2 protein-coding genes (1 of these 2 cut by a window edge) are annotated in these 19,297 nt (G+C 46.7%); both read left to right on the forward strand.

Translation table 11 applies throughout. The features are described 5' to 3' along the window. The gene (locus C1T29_RS10925; RefSeq protein WP_103748750.1) at nucleotides 1–15,120 is read left to right on the forward strand and encodes a non-ribosomal peptide synthetase; all 15,120 of its coding nucleotides are present in this window, start codon (nucleotides 1–3) and stop codon (nucleotides 15,118–15,120) included. Continuing rightward, a protein-coding gene (locus C1T29_RS10930; protein WP_103748749.1) for a type I polyketide synthase crosses the window boundary here: on the forward strand, nucleotides 15,104–19,297 show its 5' portion. Its footprint extends 9,432 nt past the window's final position; the window shows 4,194 of its 13,626 coding nt (coding positions 1–4,194); the start codon lies at nucleotides 15,104–15,106; the stop codon falls past the right edge of the window. The genes C1T29_RS10925 and C1T29_RS10930 overlap by 17 nt, the downstream gene beginning before the upstream one ends.

Consider the following 19,297-nt stretch of genomic DNA (forward strand, 5'->3'; position numbering starts at 1 on the left):
ATGAGAAATAATGATAATATCCGCCTATTAGCTAATCCTTCTGTCAGTCATGGTGAGCCTTTACATATATCTGAAGAGCAGCCGTCAACAATACCTGAAGTTTTATACAGAACGGCTGCGGAGCTTGGAGATACAAAGGGAATCATTTATTTGCAGCCGGATGGAACTGAAGTTTACCAATCCTATAGACGTTTATGGGATGATGGATTGCGCATTGTGAAGGGACTTCGCCAATCAGGTTTGAAAGCAAAACAAAACGTGATTTTGCAGCTTGGTGACAATTCACAGCTTCTCCCTGCGTTCTGGGGGTGTGTGTTAACAGGGATTGTTCCGGCTCCGTTAGCCGTTCCGCCAACGTATGCTGAATCGAGCAGCGGCACTCAAAAGCTGAAAGACGCATGGACGCTTCTCAACAAGCCGGCGGTCATTACAGACCGGGGGATGTACCAGGAAATGCTCGATTGGGCAAAAGAACAAGGGCTTGAAGGGTTCAGGGCGATTGCTGTGGAGGATCTGCTCAGCGCTGAAGCGGACACAGATTGGCATCAAGCCAGTCCCGAAGACTTAGCGCTTTTATTGCTGACTTCAGGCAGTACGGGAACACCTAAAGCAGTGATGCTTAATCATCGTAACATTATGAGCATGGTGAAAGGGATTATTCAAATGCAAGGCTTCACCAGAGAGGATATTACGTTTAACTGGATGCCGTTTGACCATGTCGGAGGCATCGGAATGCTGCATTTGCGAGATGTTTATCTTGGCTGTCAGGAAATTAACGTCTCAAGCGAAACGATCTTAATGGAGCCGTTGAAATGGCTGGATTGGATTGATCATTACCGAGCTTCTGTTACGTGGGCGCCGAATTTTGCGTTTGGTCTTGTCACTGATTTTGCAGAAGAAATAAAAAATAGGAAATGGGATCTATCTTCAATGCGGTACATGCTAAATGGCGGTGAAGCAATGGTAGCCAAGGTAGGGCGCAGAATACTTGAGCTTTTAGAACCTCATGGACTGCCTGCTGACGCCATCCGACCTGCATGGGGAATGTCCGAAACTTCATCGGGCGTTATTTTTTCTCATGAGTTTACCCGGGCTGGAACAAGTGATGATGATCATTTTGTTGAAATAGGCTCTCCAATCCCTGGCTTCTCTATGAGAATTGTGAATGACCATAATGAATTGGTTGAAGAGGGCGAGATCGGCCGTTTTCAAGTTTCGGGTCTTTCTGTTACTAGCGGTTATTACAAGCGGCCTGATTTGAATGAGAGTGTGTTTACAGAAGACGGCTGGTTTGAAACCGGAGATCTCGGCTTTTTGCGAAATGGGCGCTTAACGATAACAGGCCGTACGAAAGATGCAATTATCATTAATGGCATTAATTATTACAGTCATGCGATTGAGTCTGCAGTTGAAGAGTTACCTGAAATTGAAACTTCTTATACTGCTGCCTGCGCTGTCCGTTTGGGCCAGAATTCAACAGATCAGCTGGCTATCTTCTTTGTTACTTCCGCAAAATTAAATGATGAGCAGATGTCTCAGCTTCTTAGAAACATACAATCCCATGTCTCGCAGGTGATCGGAGTCACTCCAGAATATTTGCTGCCTGTACAAAAAGAAGAGATACCAAAAACGGCTATCGGAAAAATTCAGCGCACCCAGCTGAAAACTTCATTTGAAAATGGAGAATTCGACCACTTGCTTCATAAACCCAACCAGATGAAAAATACGGTCCAGGATGAGGAGATACAGCAAGCAGACCATGTGAAAAGAGTAAGGGAAGAAATACAGGAGCATCTTCTCACCTGTTTGACTGAGGAACTGCACGTTTCCCGCGATTGGGCGGAGCCAAATGCAAATATCCAAAGTCTTGGTGTGAATTCTATCAAGATGATGAAGCTCATTCGATCGATCGAGAAACATTATCAAATCAAACTTACAGCCAGAGAGATACATCAATATCCTACAATTGAACGCTTAGCCAGCTATCTATCTGAACATGAAGGCATCAGCAGTTTGTCTGCTGACAAAAAGGGCACTGACACATATAAAACGGAACCGGAAAGGAGTCAGGCAATTTTTCAGCCCCTCTCTGAGGTTCAAAAAGGATTATGGACATTGCAAAAAATGTCACCCGAAAAAAGTGCATATCACGTACCGCTCTGTTTTCGATTTTCATCAGGGTTTCACCTTAAAACATTACAGCAGGCTTTCGACTCTGTATTGAATCATCATCCAATCTTAAAGCACGTCATCCAAGAGAAAGACGGAGTGCCATTTCTGAAAAATGAGCCAGCGCTTTCAATTGAAATCAAGACAGAAAACATCTCAAGTATGAAAGAGTCTGATATTCCTGCTTTTCTTAGAAAGAAAGTAAAGGAACCGTATGTAAAGGAAAACAGCCCGTTAGTGCGTGTCATGAGCTTTTCCAGATCTGAACAAGAGCATTTTCTATTAGTTGTCATTCACCATTTGATTTTTGACGGAGTTTCGTCTGTCACATTGATGCGCAGTCTGTTTGATACCTATCAGCTTCTTTTACAAGGACAGCAGCCGGATACAGCTGTTTCTCCTGCTATTTATCATGATTTTGCGGCATGGGAGAAAAACATGCTTGCCGGCAAAGACGGTGTGAAGCATCGTACGTATTGGCAAAAACAGCTATCGGGAACGTTGCCGAATCTTAAATTGCCTAAGGTCAGCGCAAGTTCAGGCGATTCTGAGTTTGAAGAGGATACATACACCCGGCAGCTGTCCAGCGGCTTCATGAATCAGGTCAGGACGTTTGCGAAAGAGCATTCTGTAAATGTTACGACGGTATTCTTAAGCTGCTATATGATGCTGCTTGGCCGTTATACCGGGCAAAAGGAACAGATCGTCGGCATGCCGGCCATGGTGAGACCGGAGGAAAGATTTGATGATGCCATTGGACATTTTCTCAATATGCTCCCGATTCGGAGTGAGCTGAACCCGGCAGACACTTTTTCTGGCTTTATTTCAAAATTGCAATTAACGATATTGGATGGGCTTGATCATGCACCTTATCCTTTTCCAAAAATGGTGAGGGATCTGCATATTCCTCGGAGTCAAGCAGGTTCACCGGTATTTCAAACTGCTTTTTTCTATCAGAATTTTCTTCAATCCGGAAGCTATCAAAGCTTGTTGAGCCGCTATGCTGACTTCTTTTCTGTCGATTTCGTTGATTGTATTCATCAAGAGGGCGAATATGAACTAGTTTTTGAGCTTTGGGAAACAGAAGAAAAAATGGATCTGAACATCAAGTACAACACAGCTCTGTTTGATGCGGCTTCGATATCGGCCATGTTCGACCAGTTTGTTTATGTAACAGAACATGCGATGTTGAATCCTTCTCAGCCCTTAAAAGAGTACGCTTTATTGTCTGAGGCAGAGAAGCAGATGATTCTTAAAACATGGAACGCCACTGACAAAACGTATCCATATACATGTTTTCATGAGTTGTTTGAGCAGCAGGCGAAAAAGACGCCTGATAGAGCAGCTGTCAGCTATGAAGGCCGAACATTGACGTATCGGGAGCTTGATGAAAGAAGCACACAGCTCGCCATTTATTTGCAGGCGCATGGAGTGGGTCCGGACCGTCTGGCGGGAATCTATGTGGATCGATCGCTAGAGATGCTAGTGGGATTATTAGCGATTCTTAAGTCCGGGGGAGCATATGTGCCGCTAGACCCATCCTATCCGGCTGAACGATTGGAATACATGCTAAAGGACAGTGAAGTTTTCATTACACTGACGACAGCAGAATTAGTAAATACTTTGAGTTGGAACGGTATCGAAACTGTTCTTTTAGATCAAGATTGGGGTGAGATTGCTCAAACAGCCTCAGATCGAACAGTGCTTACACGAACTGTCACACCGGAAAACTTGGCATATGTCATTTATACGTCTGGCAGTACAGGAAAGCCAAAAGGTGTCATGATACCGCATAAAGCTTTAACAAACTTTCTCGTTTCGATGGGGGAAACACCAGGTCTTACGCCAGAGGATAAAATGCTTGCTGTCACAACCTACTGTTTTGATATCGCCGCTCTGGAATTATTTTTGCCTTTAATAAAAGGTGCACACTGCTATATTTGTCAAACGGAGCATACAAAAGACGTTGAAAAACTGAAACGGGACATCCGAATGATCAAACCGACAGTGATGCAGGCAACCCCCGCTACGTGGAAGATGCTCTTTTATTCAGGCTGGGAAAATGAAGAGAGCGTGAAAATTTTATGCGGAGGCGAAGCATTGCCTGAGACATTAAAACGATATTTCTTAGATACGGGCAGCGAAGCCTGGAATATGTTCGGGCCAACCGAAACAACAATCTGGTCGGCGGTTCAGCGCATTCACGATGAATGCTCTCATGCCACGATAGGAAGGCCGATCGCCAATACACAAATTTATATTACGGATTCTCAGCTCGCGCCAGTTCCGGTTGGTGTCCCGGGTGAGCTGTGCATTGCAGGAGACGGTGTGGCGAAGGGCTACTACAAAAAGGAAGAATTAACGGATTCGAGATTCATTGACAATCCTTTTGAGCCGGGGTCTAAGCTTTATAGAACGGGAGACATGGCCCGCTGGCTTCCGGGAGGACGAATTGAATATATAGGCCGCATCGATAATCAGGTGAAAATCCGCGGATTCCGTATTGAACTTGGTGATATTGAAAGCAGGCTTAGTGAGCATCCCGGCATTCTGGAATGCGTTGTGGTTGCAGGTATGGATAACCTAGCAGCCTATTATACAGCTAAACATGCAAATGCTTCTATTACAGCGAGAGAGCTGCGTCATTTTGTGAAAAAAGCTTTGCCTGCCTATATGGTGCCTTCTTATTTTATTCAGCTGGATCATATGCCGTTAACGCCGAACGGAAAGATAGATAGAAACAGCCTTAAGACTATCGATGTAACAGGGGAACCGCTAATGGAAAAGCAGCCTTCACGTAAGAACATTCAGGATACTGTTTTGGCCATTTGGCAGGAAGTGCTGAAAACGAGTGAGATTGAATGGGAAGACGGATTTTTCGATGTGGGCGGGGATTCGCTTCTCGCGGTCACTGTGGCTGACCGCATCAAACATGAACTATCCTGTGAGTTTTCTGTCACAGACCTGTTTGAGTTTTCATCGATCAAAAATATCAGCCAATACATCGCTGAACAGCGCATGAACGATGCAAGCGATCATGTGCCGACAGAGCCAGCAGCTCATATTGCCCATTCTATCGAGATGAGCGATCTCCCGGACTATTATGAGAATAGTGTGGCGATTATTGGCATATCGTGTGAATTTCCAGGGGCAAAAAATCATGATGAATTTTGGGAGAACCTCAGAGACGGCAAGGAAAGCATTACGTTTTTCAGTAAAGAAGAGCTCCAGCGCTCTGGCATTTCAAAGGAAATAGCGGAGAATGCCGACTATGTCCCGGCTAAATCTTTTATTGAGGGGAAAGACAGATTTGATCCAAGCTTCTTTCAAATCTCCCCTAAAGATGCTGAATTTATGGACCCTCAGCTTCGAATGCTGCTGACTCATTCATGGAAAGCAATAGAAGATGCCGGTTATGCTGCGAGACAGATTCCGCAAACCAGTGTTTTTATGTCGGCAAGCAATAATTCTTATCGCGCGCTGCTGCCGTCAGATACAACAGAGAGCCTGGAGACGCCGGACGGCTATGTTTCGTGGGTGCTTGCACAGAGCGGGACGATTCCGACAATGATTTCACATAAGCTCGGACTGAGAGGGCCAAGCTTTTTCGTCCATGCCAACTGCTCATCATCTCTGATTGGCTTGCATTCTGCCTATAAAAGCCTGCTGTCGGGTGAATCTGATTATGCTTTAGTTGGCGGTGCAACGCTGCATACCGAGTCAAATATCGGATATGTGCATCAGCCTGGGCTGAACTTTTCGAGTGACGGACATATTAAAGCTTTTGACGCTTCAGCTGATGGAATGATAGGCGGCGAGGGCGTTGCTGTTGTATTACTGAAAAAAGCTGCTGCAGCTGTAAAAGACGGGGATCATATCTATGCCTTGCTAAGAGGCATAGGTGTAAATAACGATGGCGCTGACAAAGTCGGTTTTTATGCTCCAAGTGTCAAAGGGCAGGCTGACGTCGTGCAAAAGGTCATGAATCAAACGAAGATACAGCCTGAATCAATCTGTTATGTGGAAGCACACGGGACCGGAACGAAGCTGGGCGACCCAATCGAGCTGGCGGCTTTAACGAACGTTTACAGGCAATATACAGATAAAACGCAATTTTGCGGCATTGGATCAGTGAAAACCAATATCGGACATTTAGATACAGCCGCCGGTCTCGCGGGCTGCATTAAGGTCGTGATGAGTCTCTATCATCAAGAGCTTGCACCGAGTATCAATTATAAGGAGCCGAATCCAAATACAGACTTAGCCAGCTCTCCTTTCTACGTCGTCGATCAAAAGAAAACGTTAAGCCGTGAGATCAAAACGCACAGGGCTGCACTTAGCTCGTTCGGGCTTGGCGGGACAAATACCCATGCCATTTTTGAACAATTCAAAAGGGATTCAAATCAGAGAAAGATAGACAAGGCCTGCATTATCCCGATCTCGGCGAAAAATAAAGAGAGGCTGCAAGAGTATGCAGAAGATATTCTGGCCTATTTGGAAAGAAGAGGGCTTGAGAACAGCCAACTGCCTGATTTGGCGTATACCCTTCAGGTGGGGCGGGAAGCGATGGAGCATCGCGTTGCCTTTATAGCTGAGCATGTAAATGAGTTAAAACAGAGGCTCGCAGATTTTATTAATGGAAAAACAGCGATTAAAGGCTGTTTTCAAGGAAGTAAGCACAATGCAAGAGAGGTTTCATGGCTGACGGAGGATGAGGACAGTGCTGAACTTATCCGCAAGTGGATGGCCAAAGGAAAAGTAAACAAGCTTGCGGACATGTGGAGCAAGGGAGCGCATATGGATTGGATGCAGCTTTACGAAGGTGAGCGCCCATACAGAATGAGCCTGCCGACATATCCATTTGCAAAGGAACGATACTGGCCGTCACAGGATGACCGCAAACCGGTGGCGCAGGGATCCGGAAATGCAACAGGGGTCGGCTCTATTCATCCGTTGCTTCATCAGAATACATCTGATTTTTCTGAACAGAAATTCAGTTCGGTTTTCACTGGTGACGAATTCTTCCTGAGAGACCATGTGGTAAGAGGAAAGCCGGTGCTTCCTGGTGTTGCGTACCTTGAAATGGCGTACGCGGCTATAAACCAGGCGGCAGGAAGTGAAATTGGCCAAGATGTCAGAATCAGATTGAATCATACAGTCTGGGTTCAGCCTGTTGTGGTTGACAAACATTCAGCTCAAGTCGATATCAGTCTCTTTCCTGAAGAAGATGGAAAAATCACTTTTGATATTTACAGTACACAGGAAGACGGGGAAGACCCTGTTATTCATAGTCAAGGCAGCGCGGAGCTGGTATCTGGAGCCGAAACGCCGGTCGCTGACCTCGCCGAAATGTCACGCCGCTGCGGTAAAGGAGAGATGTCACCCGATCAATTTTACGAGGAAGGCAGGAGCAGAGGAATGTTCCATGGTCCGGCCTTCCAAGGAATTAAGTATGTGAATATAGGAAACAGAGAGGTTTTGGCGCAGCTGGAGCTTCCGGAAACCGTTTCTGGAACGAATGAACAGTTTGCGCTGCACCCAAGTATCATGGACTCCGCCTTGCAGACGGCAACGATATGCATCATGCAGGAATTAGCGGATCAAAAGCTGATTTTGCCATTTGCGCTTGAAGAGCTTGAGGTGATCAAAGGCTGTTCGTCTTCTATGTGGGCTTATGCTCGATTAAGTGACAACGACCACTCCGGGGGGGGTGTCCAGAAAGCGGATATCGATGTCATTGACGAGAGTGGAAACGTATGTGTCAGGATCAAAGGATTCTCAACAAGAGTATTAGAAGGAGAGGTTCATACTTCAAAGCCTTCAACACGCCACGAACGCTTAATGCTAGAGCCGGTGTGGGAAAAACAGAATGGAGAACGAGAGGACGAAGATCCTTCGTACACGGAGCATATCATTGTTCTCTTCGAAACTAAACGAAGTGTCACAGACAGCATTGCCTCCCACATGAAAGATGCCCATGTGATTACTCTGAACGAAGCTGAAGGACATATTGCTGAACGTTATCAATGTTACACGCAGAATCTATTTGAACTCCTGCGAAGCAAGTTCCGTGAGCTTTCTGCAGGCCGCATCATCATTCAAGCGATCGTTCCGTTAGAAAAAGAGAAGCAATTGTTTGCCGGCGTTTCCGGTCTGCTTAAAACAGCAGAAATAGAGTTCAGCAAACTGACTGCTCAGGTTATCGAAATTGAGAAACCTGAAGAAATAAAAGACCTTCATCTCATGCTGAAAGACGATAGCCGGAGGCCATTTGACAAACAGATTCGATATGAAGCTGGAAACCGTTTTGTGAAAGGCTGGCGGGAAATGGCGATTCCTTCAGCTGATACGCCCCATATGCCGTGGAGAGACGAAGGCGTTTATCTTATCACAGGCGGAGCAGGCAGCTTAGGCCTTCTGTTTGCAAAGGAAATTGCCAATCGAACTGGCCGATCGACGATTGTGCTGACGGGACGGTCTGTTTTAAGTGAAGATAAGGAAAACGAGCTGGAGGCTCTTCGAAGCATCGGAGCGGAGGTTGTCTATCGAGAGGCTGATGTAAGTGATCGGCAGGCTGTTCATCATCTTTTTGAGGAAATCAAAGAAAGGTATGGCACTCTCAATGGAATCATTCACGGTGCAGGCAGCATTAAAGATCAGTTCATCATTCATAAAACGAATGAAGAGCTTCAAGAAGTGCTGCAGCCGAAAGTAAACGGGTTGTTACATGTAGACGAATGCAGCAAGGATTTCCCATTGGACTTTTTCGTTTTATTCTCATCCGTTTCGGGATGTTTAGGGAACGCTGGACAAGCCGATTATGCAGCAGCCAATACGTTTATGGATGCCTTTGCCGCGTACCGCCGTTCTCTTGCGGCATGTAAAAAGCGATCCGGCTCCACCATTTCCTTCAACTGGCCGTTGTGGGAAGAAGGCGGTATGCAAGTCGGCGCTGAGGATGAAAAGAGAATGCTGAAAACGACGGGAATGGTCCCGATGTCGACAGATAGTGGCTTGAAAGCATTTTATCAAGGGATGGCATCTGATAAGCCGCAAGTTTTTGTGATGGAAGGACAGCTTCAAAAAATGAAACAAAAACTGCTACCTGCAGGAACGAAAGCCAAGCGGAACGATCAGAGAAAGACGGATCAGGATCACGGACAAGCTCGACAATTGGAAGCAGCCTTAATCCAAATGGTTGGCGCGATTTTGAAAGTGAACACTGACGATATCGATGTCCACACAGAGCTAAGTGAGTACGGATTTGATTCGGTTACATTCACTGTCTTTACAAACAAGATCAACGAAGAATTTCAGTTAGAGCTAACGCCGACCATTTTCTTTGAATATGGTAGTGTCCAAAGCCTGGCTGAATATGTAGTTGCTGCGTATCAGGGCGAATGGGATCAAAATGCTACTTTTAAAGGCGTAGAGGAAAGAACAAACTCATTGCACAGTTTAAACAGCCTGGAGGCATCATTAAGCAACATGGTAAGTACAATTTTAAAAGTAAATCGCGAAGAAATTGATGTCAATACAGAGCTGAGTGAATACGGATTTGATTCGGTTACATTCACTGTCTTTACAAACAAGATCAACGAAGAATTTCAGTTGGAGCTAACGCCGACCATTTTCTTTGAATATGGAAGCATCCAAAGCCTAGCTGAGTATTTGACTGCTAAATATGGGGACACCCTAGTTCAGGAGCGAGAAAAACCAAAGGGGCAGGAAGAGAGAAAAACATTATCCCCTGAAGCGCCGAAAATCACATCGCGTAGAAAGCGCCGCTTTACACAGCCAGATATTGCAAAAGCAGAAAGAAACAAAAAGCAGGCTGCCGATTTTGAGCCGGTTGCAATTGTCGGCATCAGCGGCCGATTCCCTGGCGCTATGGATATAGATGAATTTTGGAGAAATCTTGAGGAAGGCAAAGACAGCATTACAGAAGTCCCGAAAGAACGCTGGAATTGGCGGGAGCATTATGGAAACCCAGACACTGACGTCAATAAAACCGACATCAAATGGGGCGGATTTATTGACGGTATCGCAGAGTTTGATCCATTGTTTTTTGGTATTTCGCCGCGAGAAGCTGATTATGTAGACCCTCAGCAGCGATTGTTAATGACATACGTATGGAAGGCACTGGAAGATGCGGGTTGCTCGCCGCAAAACCTTTCGGGTACAGGGACTGGTATCTTTATCGGTACGGGAAACACCGGTTATAAAGATCTATTTCATAGAGCGAATCTTCCAATTGAAGGCCATGCTGCTACAGGTCATATGATTCCTTCGGTTGGCCCGAATAGAATGAGTTATTTTTTGAATATCCACGGTCCAAGCGAACCAGTCGAGACGGCTTGTTCCAGCTCTCTTGTAGCCATTCACCGTGCTGTGACTGCGATGCAAAACGGTGATTGTGAGATGGCGATCGCTGGAGGCGTGAATACGATCTTAACAGAAGAGGCGCACATCAGCTACAGCAAAGCTGGCATGCTTAGCAAAGACGGCAGGTGTAAAACCTTTTCCGCGGATGCGAATGGTTATGTCAGAGGCGAAGGGGTCGGAATGGTCATGCTGAAAAAGCTGGCAGATGCCGAGCGCGACGGAAATCACATTTACGGTGTTATACGGGGGACGGCGGAAAATCACGGCGGAAGAGCCAATACCCTGACATCGCCTAATCCGAAAGCACAAGCTGATCTGTTGGTGCGTGCATATCGACAAGCAGGCATAGACCCAAGCACTGTCACATATATCGAAGCACATGGAACAGGGACTGAATTGGGCGATCCGATTGAAATAAACGGGCTGAAAGCCGCGTTTAAGGAACTATCCAGCGAGAGACAGCTGGATGTTATTGATCACCGTTGCGGCATTGGCTCAGTTAAAAGCAATATCGGTCATTTAGAGCTAGCAGCAGGCATTTCCGGTTTGATCAAAGTGCTTCTTCAAATGAAGCATAAAACGTTAGTGAAAAGCCTGCATTGTGAGACGCTTAATCCTTATCTTCAGCTGACTGAAAGCCCGTTTTACATCGTTCAGGAAAAACAGGAATGGAAGGCTGTCACAGATCGTGACGGAAACGAGCTTCCGCGCCGTGCGGGAATCAGTTCGTTTGGGATTGGCGGAGTAAACGCTCATATTGTGATTGAAGAATATATGCCAAAAGCCAATTCAGAACACACGGCTACAGAACAGCCAAACGTGATTGTTCTGTCGGCTAAAAATAAAAACAGGCTGATAGATCGTGCCTCGCAATTGCTTGAAGCGATCCGCGATAAAAAATATACAGAGCAGGATTTACACCGCATCGCTTACACCCTGCAAGTTGGACGCGAAGAAATGGATGAGCGTCTTGCGTGTGTTGCGGGGACGATGCAGGAACTTGAAGAGAAACTGCAGGCGTTTGTTGACGGTAAGGAAGAAACAGAAGGGTTCTTCCGGGGACAGTCTCATCGAAATAAAGAGACCCAGGCTATTTTTACAGCGGATGAGGATATGGCGTTGGCAATTGAAGCTTGGATCAGAAAAAGAAAATACGCCAAACTTGCTGATTTATGGGTCAAAGGCGTCACCATTGAGTGGAACACATTATACGGAGAGACCAAACCGCGCCTGATCAGCCTCCCTTCATATCCGTTTGCGAAGGATTACTATTGGGTGCCGGCAAAGGAACATTCACAAAGGGACAAGAAAGAACAGGTGAATGCAATTGAAGACCGCATCCCATGCTTTTTGACAAAACAATGGAGATTGAGTCCAATTGGCTCAACAGTGCCGGGAACAAGAACGGTTGCTATCCTGAGCAACCAAGAGACAGCAGATTTAGCAGCAGAAGTGTCTTCGTATTTTCCAAATCATCTCTTATTAGATGTGAGCCGGATAGACAATAATCAGTCAGACATCGATTGGAAAGAGTTTGACGGTATAGTGGATGTCATCGGCTGCGGCGAGCATGATGAAGACCGGCTGGATTGGATTGAATGGGTGCAAAAACTGGTTGAATTCGGGCATAAAGAAGGACTCAGGCTGCTTTGTGTGACGAAGGGGCTCGAATCGTTTCAAAATGCATCCGTCCGGATGGCTGGCGCCTCACGAGCTGGGTTATATCGGATGCTTCAAAGCGAATACAGCCACCTTACTTCAAGGCATATGGATGCAGAGGGAATTATTGATCGTCACCGTCTCGCGAAGCAGATCGCTGATGAGTTTTATTCAGATTCTCATGATACGGAGGTTTGCTACAGGGATGGTTTACGGTATCAAGCTTTTCTAAAAGCTCATCCAGAAACAGGTAAGGAAGCGAAACAGAACGCGGCCTTCCCGAAAGATCATGTGCTTTTCATTACAGGCGGCACACGAGGCATTGGGCTATTATGCGCCCGACATTTTGCGGAGCACTATGGAGTGAAAAAGCTGGTGCTGACCGGACGAGAGGAGCTTCCTCCGCGAGAGGAATGGGCTCGTTTTGACACCTCGAACACATCAGTGGCCCAGAAAATCCAGGCAGTGAGGGAACTGGAAGCACAAGGTGTGCAGGTGCAAATGCTGTCCCTTGCTTTATCTGATGATGCTCAGGTCGGGCAAACGCTGCAACATATCAGGCAAACCTTAGGGCCGATCGGCGGTGTCATTCATTGTGCAGGTCTGACGGATATGGATACGCTGGCATTTATCAGAAAAACTGCCGATGATATTCAGCGGGTCCTGGAACCTAAAGTGTCAGGTCTTACAACGTTATATCGCCATGTGTGTAACGAGCCATTACAGTTTTTTGTCGTATTTTCTTCTGTTTCAGCCATTATTCCGGAGCTTTCGGCGGGGCAGGCTGACTATGCGATGGCCAATAGCTATATGGATTATTTTGCAGAAGCACATCAGACACATGTGCAGATCATCAGTGTTCAATGGCCGAACTGGAAAGAAACCGGTATGGGTGAAGTGACAAATCAAGCGTATCGGGCAAGCGGCTTATTGAGCATTACGAATTCAGAGGGATTACGTTTTCTCGATCAAATCTTATCAAGAATGTACGGACCGGTTGTTCTCCCTGCGATGGCGAATCAAACAAACTGGGAGCCGGAACTGCTGATGATGAGGAGAAAACGGCATGAGGGCGGTTTGCAGGAAGCTGCTTTACAGAGCACGTCAGCAAGAGACATTGAAGATGTCGATGCAGTTTCCAAAAATGATGGATTATTATCTGAAACACAGTCCTGGCTTGTTGACTTGTTTGCCGAAGAGCTGAGAATAGATCGTGAAGACTTCGAGGTTGACGGGTTATTTCAGGATTATGGCGTGGATTCGATCATTTTGGCGCAGGTGCTCCAGCGTATAAACCGCACATTAGAAGCAGCGCTCGATCCGTCAATTCTATATGAATACCCGACAGTTCAAAGGTTCGCAGGTTGGCTGATTGGTTCTTATTCCGAAATGCTGTCCGCTCTATTTGGAGGCAGGGTATCGGATGCATCAGCCCCTTTGGAGAACAAAATAGAGGCGGAGGTACCTGTTCCTGTGGAGGATCGAGCTCCTGCCACTCAGATTCAGGCGCCAGCGATTTTGTCACCGGGCTCTCATGCAGAAGATGTTGCTGTTGTCGGACTCTCTTGCCGTTTCCCTGGAGCAGATACACTGGAAACCTATTGGTCGTTACTATCTGAGGGGCGTTCGTCAATCGGCCCGGTTCCGGAAGAGCGCTGGGGCCGTAAGACGCCATATTATGCCGGCATGATTGATGACGTCAGGTATTTTGATCCGGATTTCTTTTTGCTTCATGAAGAAGACGTAAGGGCGATGGACCCGCAAGCACTGCTTGTATTGGAAGAATGTCTGAAACTCTTGTATCACGCCGGTTATACACCTGAGGAAATAAAGGGCAAGCCTGTAGGCGTTTATATTGGAGGCAGAAGCCAGCACAAACCTGATGAAGAGAGCCTTGATCATGCTAAGAATCCGATCGTGACAGTCGGCCAAAATTATTTAGCGGCAAATATTTCACAATTTTTTGATGTCCGCGGCCCGAGTGTTGTAGTTGATACTGCATGCTCATCAGCTTTGGTCGGCATGAATATGGCCATTCAGGCGCTGCGTGGCGGAGAAATTCAATCCGCCATAGTCGGCGGTGTCAGCTTGCTGAGCTCTGATGCCTCTCACAGTCTGTTTGATCGGCGCGGCATTTTAAGCAAGCATTCATCCTTCCATGTGTTTGATGAGCGTGCTGATGGAGTTGTGTTAGGTGAAGGCGTCGGAATGGTCATGCTAAAAACCGTAAAACAGGCGCTGGAAGACGGAGATACCATATATGCTGTTGTGAAAGCGGCCTCGGTCAATAATGACGGAAGAACGGCGGGGCCTGCAACACCTAATCTGGAGGCGCAAAAGGAAGTCATGAAAGATGCGCTTTCCAAAAGCGGAAAAAAACCAGAGGACATCAGCTATCTCGAGGCAAACGGGTCAGGTTCAATCGTAACCGATCTCCTTGAGCTAAAAGCGATCCAATCCGTGTACCGTTCCAGTCACTCATCGCCTCTTTCTCTCGGTTCAATCAAGCCGAACATCGGGCATCCGCTATGTGCTGAAGGGATTGCCAGCTTTATTAAGGTTGTGCTGATGCTGAAAGAGCGCCGCTTTGTCCCATTTTTATCAGGTGAAAAAGAGATGGCGCATTTCGATCAACAGAAAGCGAACATCACGTTCAGCCGAGCCCAGGAAAAATGGACAGATTCACGGCCCGCGGCGGCCATTAACTGCTTTGCCGATGGGGGGACGAATGCCCATGTCATCGTAGAGGCGTGGGAAAAAGATGAAAAACACGCCATCAAGCGGAGTCCAATATCGCCTCCTCAATTAAAGAAACGACTGCTTTCGCCAGGCGAGCCAAAGCTGGAAGCGGAGACTTCGAAAATGACTGCGGCAAACATATGGGATACTTATGAGGTGGAGGTCTAACGTGAAAAAGATAACGAAACAACTCACATTATCGTTAAAAAATCCGTTTATTTATCACCATGTGGTTTACGGACAAAATGTCCTGCCGGGATTGGCTTATATCGATATAATCTACCAGATATTCAGAGAATACGGCTTCTCCTGCTCAGAGCTTCAGCTGCGCAATTTATCCATCTATCAGCCATTAACGGCTGAACAGGATGCAGTAATTGTTCTTACTATCCAATGCGCGGAGAAAAAAGAAGGACAGTGGCAAATCACAGCCAAGGGAATTGAAAAACGTGATGGGACAGAAGCTTCAGAAGAAAAGCTCTATATGAAGGCTGACATGTACGCAGACTCCCCAGCCATATTTGAAGAAACACTGGATCTCAGTCAAATCAAAGCATCTGTACAGAACGTTGTTCAGCTTGATGATGTATATGAACAATGCAGACGTCAGGAATTGGTGCACAGCGAATATATGAAAGCAAGTGGCTGCATCTATGAAGAGGAAGACGGCGTCCTTCTTGAGCTTTCTCTCGGTTCGGAAGCAATGCTTCACGCAGAAGGCTTTATGTTTCACCCGACTCTCATAGACGGGAGCGGGGTGGGTGCCAATCATTTGCTCACATCTTTGCTTAAAGGAGAACAGAGGCTGTATTTGCCTCTGTTCTATGAATCCTTTTCCGCTTCTGCACTTTTGCAGTCGGATTGCATGACGAGAATTAAGCGCTCCTCCGTCCGGCGGGAAAAAGAGCTGATTTATGTAACACTTGAATTTTTTAATGCATCGGGAGAAAAAGTGGCTGAGTTGAAAAACTTTACAAGCAAATTGGTGCGCGAAGCGGAGCTGATTAGCGGAAAACATCAAGATGCACAGGAGACCCAGATGACAAGAGCGGACACTGCTGAGCGTGATAAACCTGCTGACGCAGTATCTTCTCCCATAGATTCCTATAGCGGGGCTGAACAGTTCGTAAGTCAATTAATCGCAGAGAAAATCAATAAGCCGATAGAACAAGTTGAAAAACAGGTCGGTTATTACCAAATGGGACTGAATTCATCGGGCTTGCTTGAGGTGGTAGAAACGATCAGTGATAAGATCGGTGAGAGCCTTTCGCCGACTCTTCTGTTTGAGCATACCACCATAGCGGAGCTGTCAGCGTTTCTTGCCGAGGAATATGCTGAGCATTTTAGTGCCGCTGGTTCCGTTGGCCAGAATGAAGGAGCATGCGTTTCCGACACAATAAACGATCGTAAGACTGTTGAAGAATCTCGTGCTGTACCTATCGAGGCAGCAGGCGACATTGCGATAATCGGTTTGGCGGGCAGGTATCCGAAGGCAGCCAATATTCATGAATTTTGGAACAATCTGAAAGAGGGGAAGGACTGCATTAGTGAGATCCCTGAATCGCGCTGGGATTGGCGGCGCTTTGAAGGAATCACATCTCCTTCGGGTAAGGACATTTCCAAATGGGGCGGATTTATTGATGATCCCGAATGCTTCGATCCCCAATTTTTCAGAATCACGCCGAGAGAAGCAGAGACAATGGACCCTCAGGAGCGGCTGTTTTTAGAGACATGCTGGGAAACGATTGAGGATGCGGGCTATACGCCAAAGACGCTGGCCAAGCCTAAAGGACGAAACAAAAGGCAGCATGTAGGCGTTTTTGCCGGCGTCATGCACAAGGATTATACATTAGTAGGAGCTGAAGAAACATCAGCAGAAAATGTGTTTCCTCTCTCGCTCAACTATGCGCAAATCGCCAACCGTGTTTCTTACTTTTGCAATTTTCACGGTCCGAGTATGGCGGTCGATACGGTATGTTCATCCTCTCTGACCGCAGTGCACTTGGCGTTGGAAAGCATACGCCACGGTGAGTGCGATGTCGCGTTAGCAGGTGGAGTGAACCTGTCTTTGCACCCGAATAAATATATGACATACGGGGTCTGGGATATGTTTTCCACTGACGGACACTGCCGTACGTTTGGAAAGGGTGGGGACGGTTATGTGCCGGCCGAAGGTATAGGCGCGGTTTTATTGAAGCCTTTGCAACAAGCGGAGGAAGACGGAGATCGCATTTATGCAGTTATTAAAGGAAGTGCTGTGAATCATGTGGGCACTGTCAGCGGCATTTCAGTGCCGAGCCCTGTTTCTCAAGCTGATCTGATTGAGACATGCTTGGAGAAAACGGGAATTGACCCGCGGACGATCAGTTATGTGGAAGCTCATGGAACGGGCACGTCCTTAGGAGATCCAATCGAAATACAGGGGTTAGTGAAGGCGTTCCGCCAATATACGCAGGATCGGCAGTTTTGTTCAATCGGTTCTGTAAAGTCAAACATCGGGCACGCCGAATCCGCTGCGGGGATCAGCGGTTTAAGCAAGGTTGCCCTTCAGCTTCATCATCAAAAACTTGTGCCTTCTTTGCATTCCGAAGAACTGAATCCGTACGTTGATTTTGAAAAGTCTCCATTTTATGTACAGCATGAAACAGAAACGTGGAAGCAGCCTGTTATCAAGGAGAATGGGGAAGACGTCCCTTATCCGCGGCGGGCGGGGATCAGTTCTTTTGGCGCAACAGGTTCAAACGCACATATTATTCTTGAGGAATATATTCCTCAAACAGCGGAGCAGGACGTTTCTTTGTCCTCAGATTCTGACATGTCCGCAGTAATTCCGCTTTCTGCGCGTAATCAAGAACGTCTTCGTGTATATGCAAAACGTCTCTTGGATTTTCTTCATGATGGGATTCTGATTAGAGATTTGGCGTATACATTGCAGGTAGGCCGTGAACCGATGGAAGAACGAGTTTCTTTCTTAGCATCCGGAATTCAAGAATTGAGCGACCAATTGAAGGCTTTTATAGAAGGACGAGAAACCATTCAGCATTCCTGGAAGGGCCGCGTGTCACGAGGAAGCGAATCATCGCTTTCTGCCGAATCGGTACATAAATTGCTGGAGCAAAGAAAGCTCGATCAGATTGCAGAGCAGTGGGCGAAAGGATCTGGTGTTGACTGGAAGCTGCTTTACGCCGGAAACAAACCAAAGCGGATCAGCCTGCCGACTTACCCATTTGAGAGGGTGAGTTATTGGGTGCCGAAAGCGGAGAAAAAGACTGATCGTTTAAAGGAGAAACGACACATCCTGCATCCTCTCCTGCATCAAAATGTGTCCGACATATCGGGTGTCCGCTTTCGTTCAACATTTACAGGACGTGAATTTTTCTTGAAGGATCATGTCATAAAGGGCGAACACGTTTTACCTGGCGCGGCATTATTGGAGATGGTTCGGGCAGCTGTGGAAAGGGCAGCTGCGGATCAGTTCCCGGCAGGGTTCCAGCTCCGGAACATCGTCTGGGTCCGGCCGTTTGCCTTCACGGAACAGCAAAAAGATATAGATGTATGTCTATATCCTGAGGACAATGGGGAGATTGCATTTGAAATCTGCCGGGCCCCTGAAAACACAGAGAGCTCTCCGATTATATACGGGCAAGGAAGTGCAGTGCTTGGTGAGACGGGTGAAAATCCGGTCATCAACATTGAAGAACTGAAGGCAGGCTATCATGAGCGGACTCTGTCACCTTTTGATTGCTACGAGGCTTATAGAGAAATGGGGATTCACTATGGCGACAGCCACAGAGCGATCGACAGCCTATATGCCGGTAAAAACGGAGTTCTAGTGAAATTGACGATGCCTCCTGTAGTTTCTGATACAGAAGACCATTATATTCTGCATCCGAGCATGATAGATTCGGCATTTCAAGCATCTATCGGTTTGAGGCTGGGAGAAGATATAAGTTTAGGAGACAGAAAGGCAATGCTGCCTTTTGCAATACAGGATGTCCAAATCTTCAAAGGCTGCGAGGCATCTATGTGGGCGCGGATCACATATAGCGAGGGAAGTACAGCTGGGGACCGTATGCAGAAGCTCGATATCGATTTATGCAATGAAGAGGGGCAGGTTTGCGTGCGGTTGAAAGGCTATTCTGCAAGAGTGTTAGAAACAGATGATGAAGATCCTTCTGGAGCGACTGACACGCTATTGTTCGAACACATTTGGGAAGAACGTGCTGCAGAGAAGCAAGAGTTCATAGAGTACGACACGCATAAAGTCGTTGTCTGTGATGTTGGAGAACAAATGGAAAGCATCCGAAATCATCTTGACTGTACAGTTCTGCAGCATGATGCTGAG

It is taken from the genome of Bacillus sp. MBGLi79, assembly GCF_002953915.1.

What these genes read in the sequence shown, in the direction of transcription:
- C1T29_RS10925 (WP_103748750.1), top strand. Translation starts at nt 1, where the DNA reads ATGAGAAATAATGATAATATCCGCCTATTAGCTAATCCTTCTGTCAGT.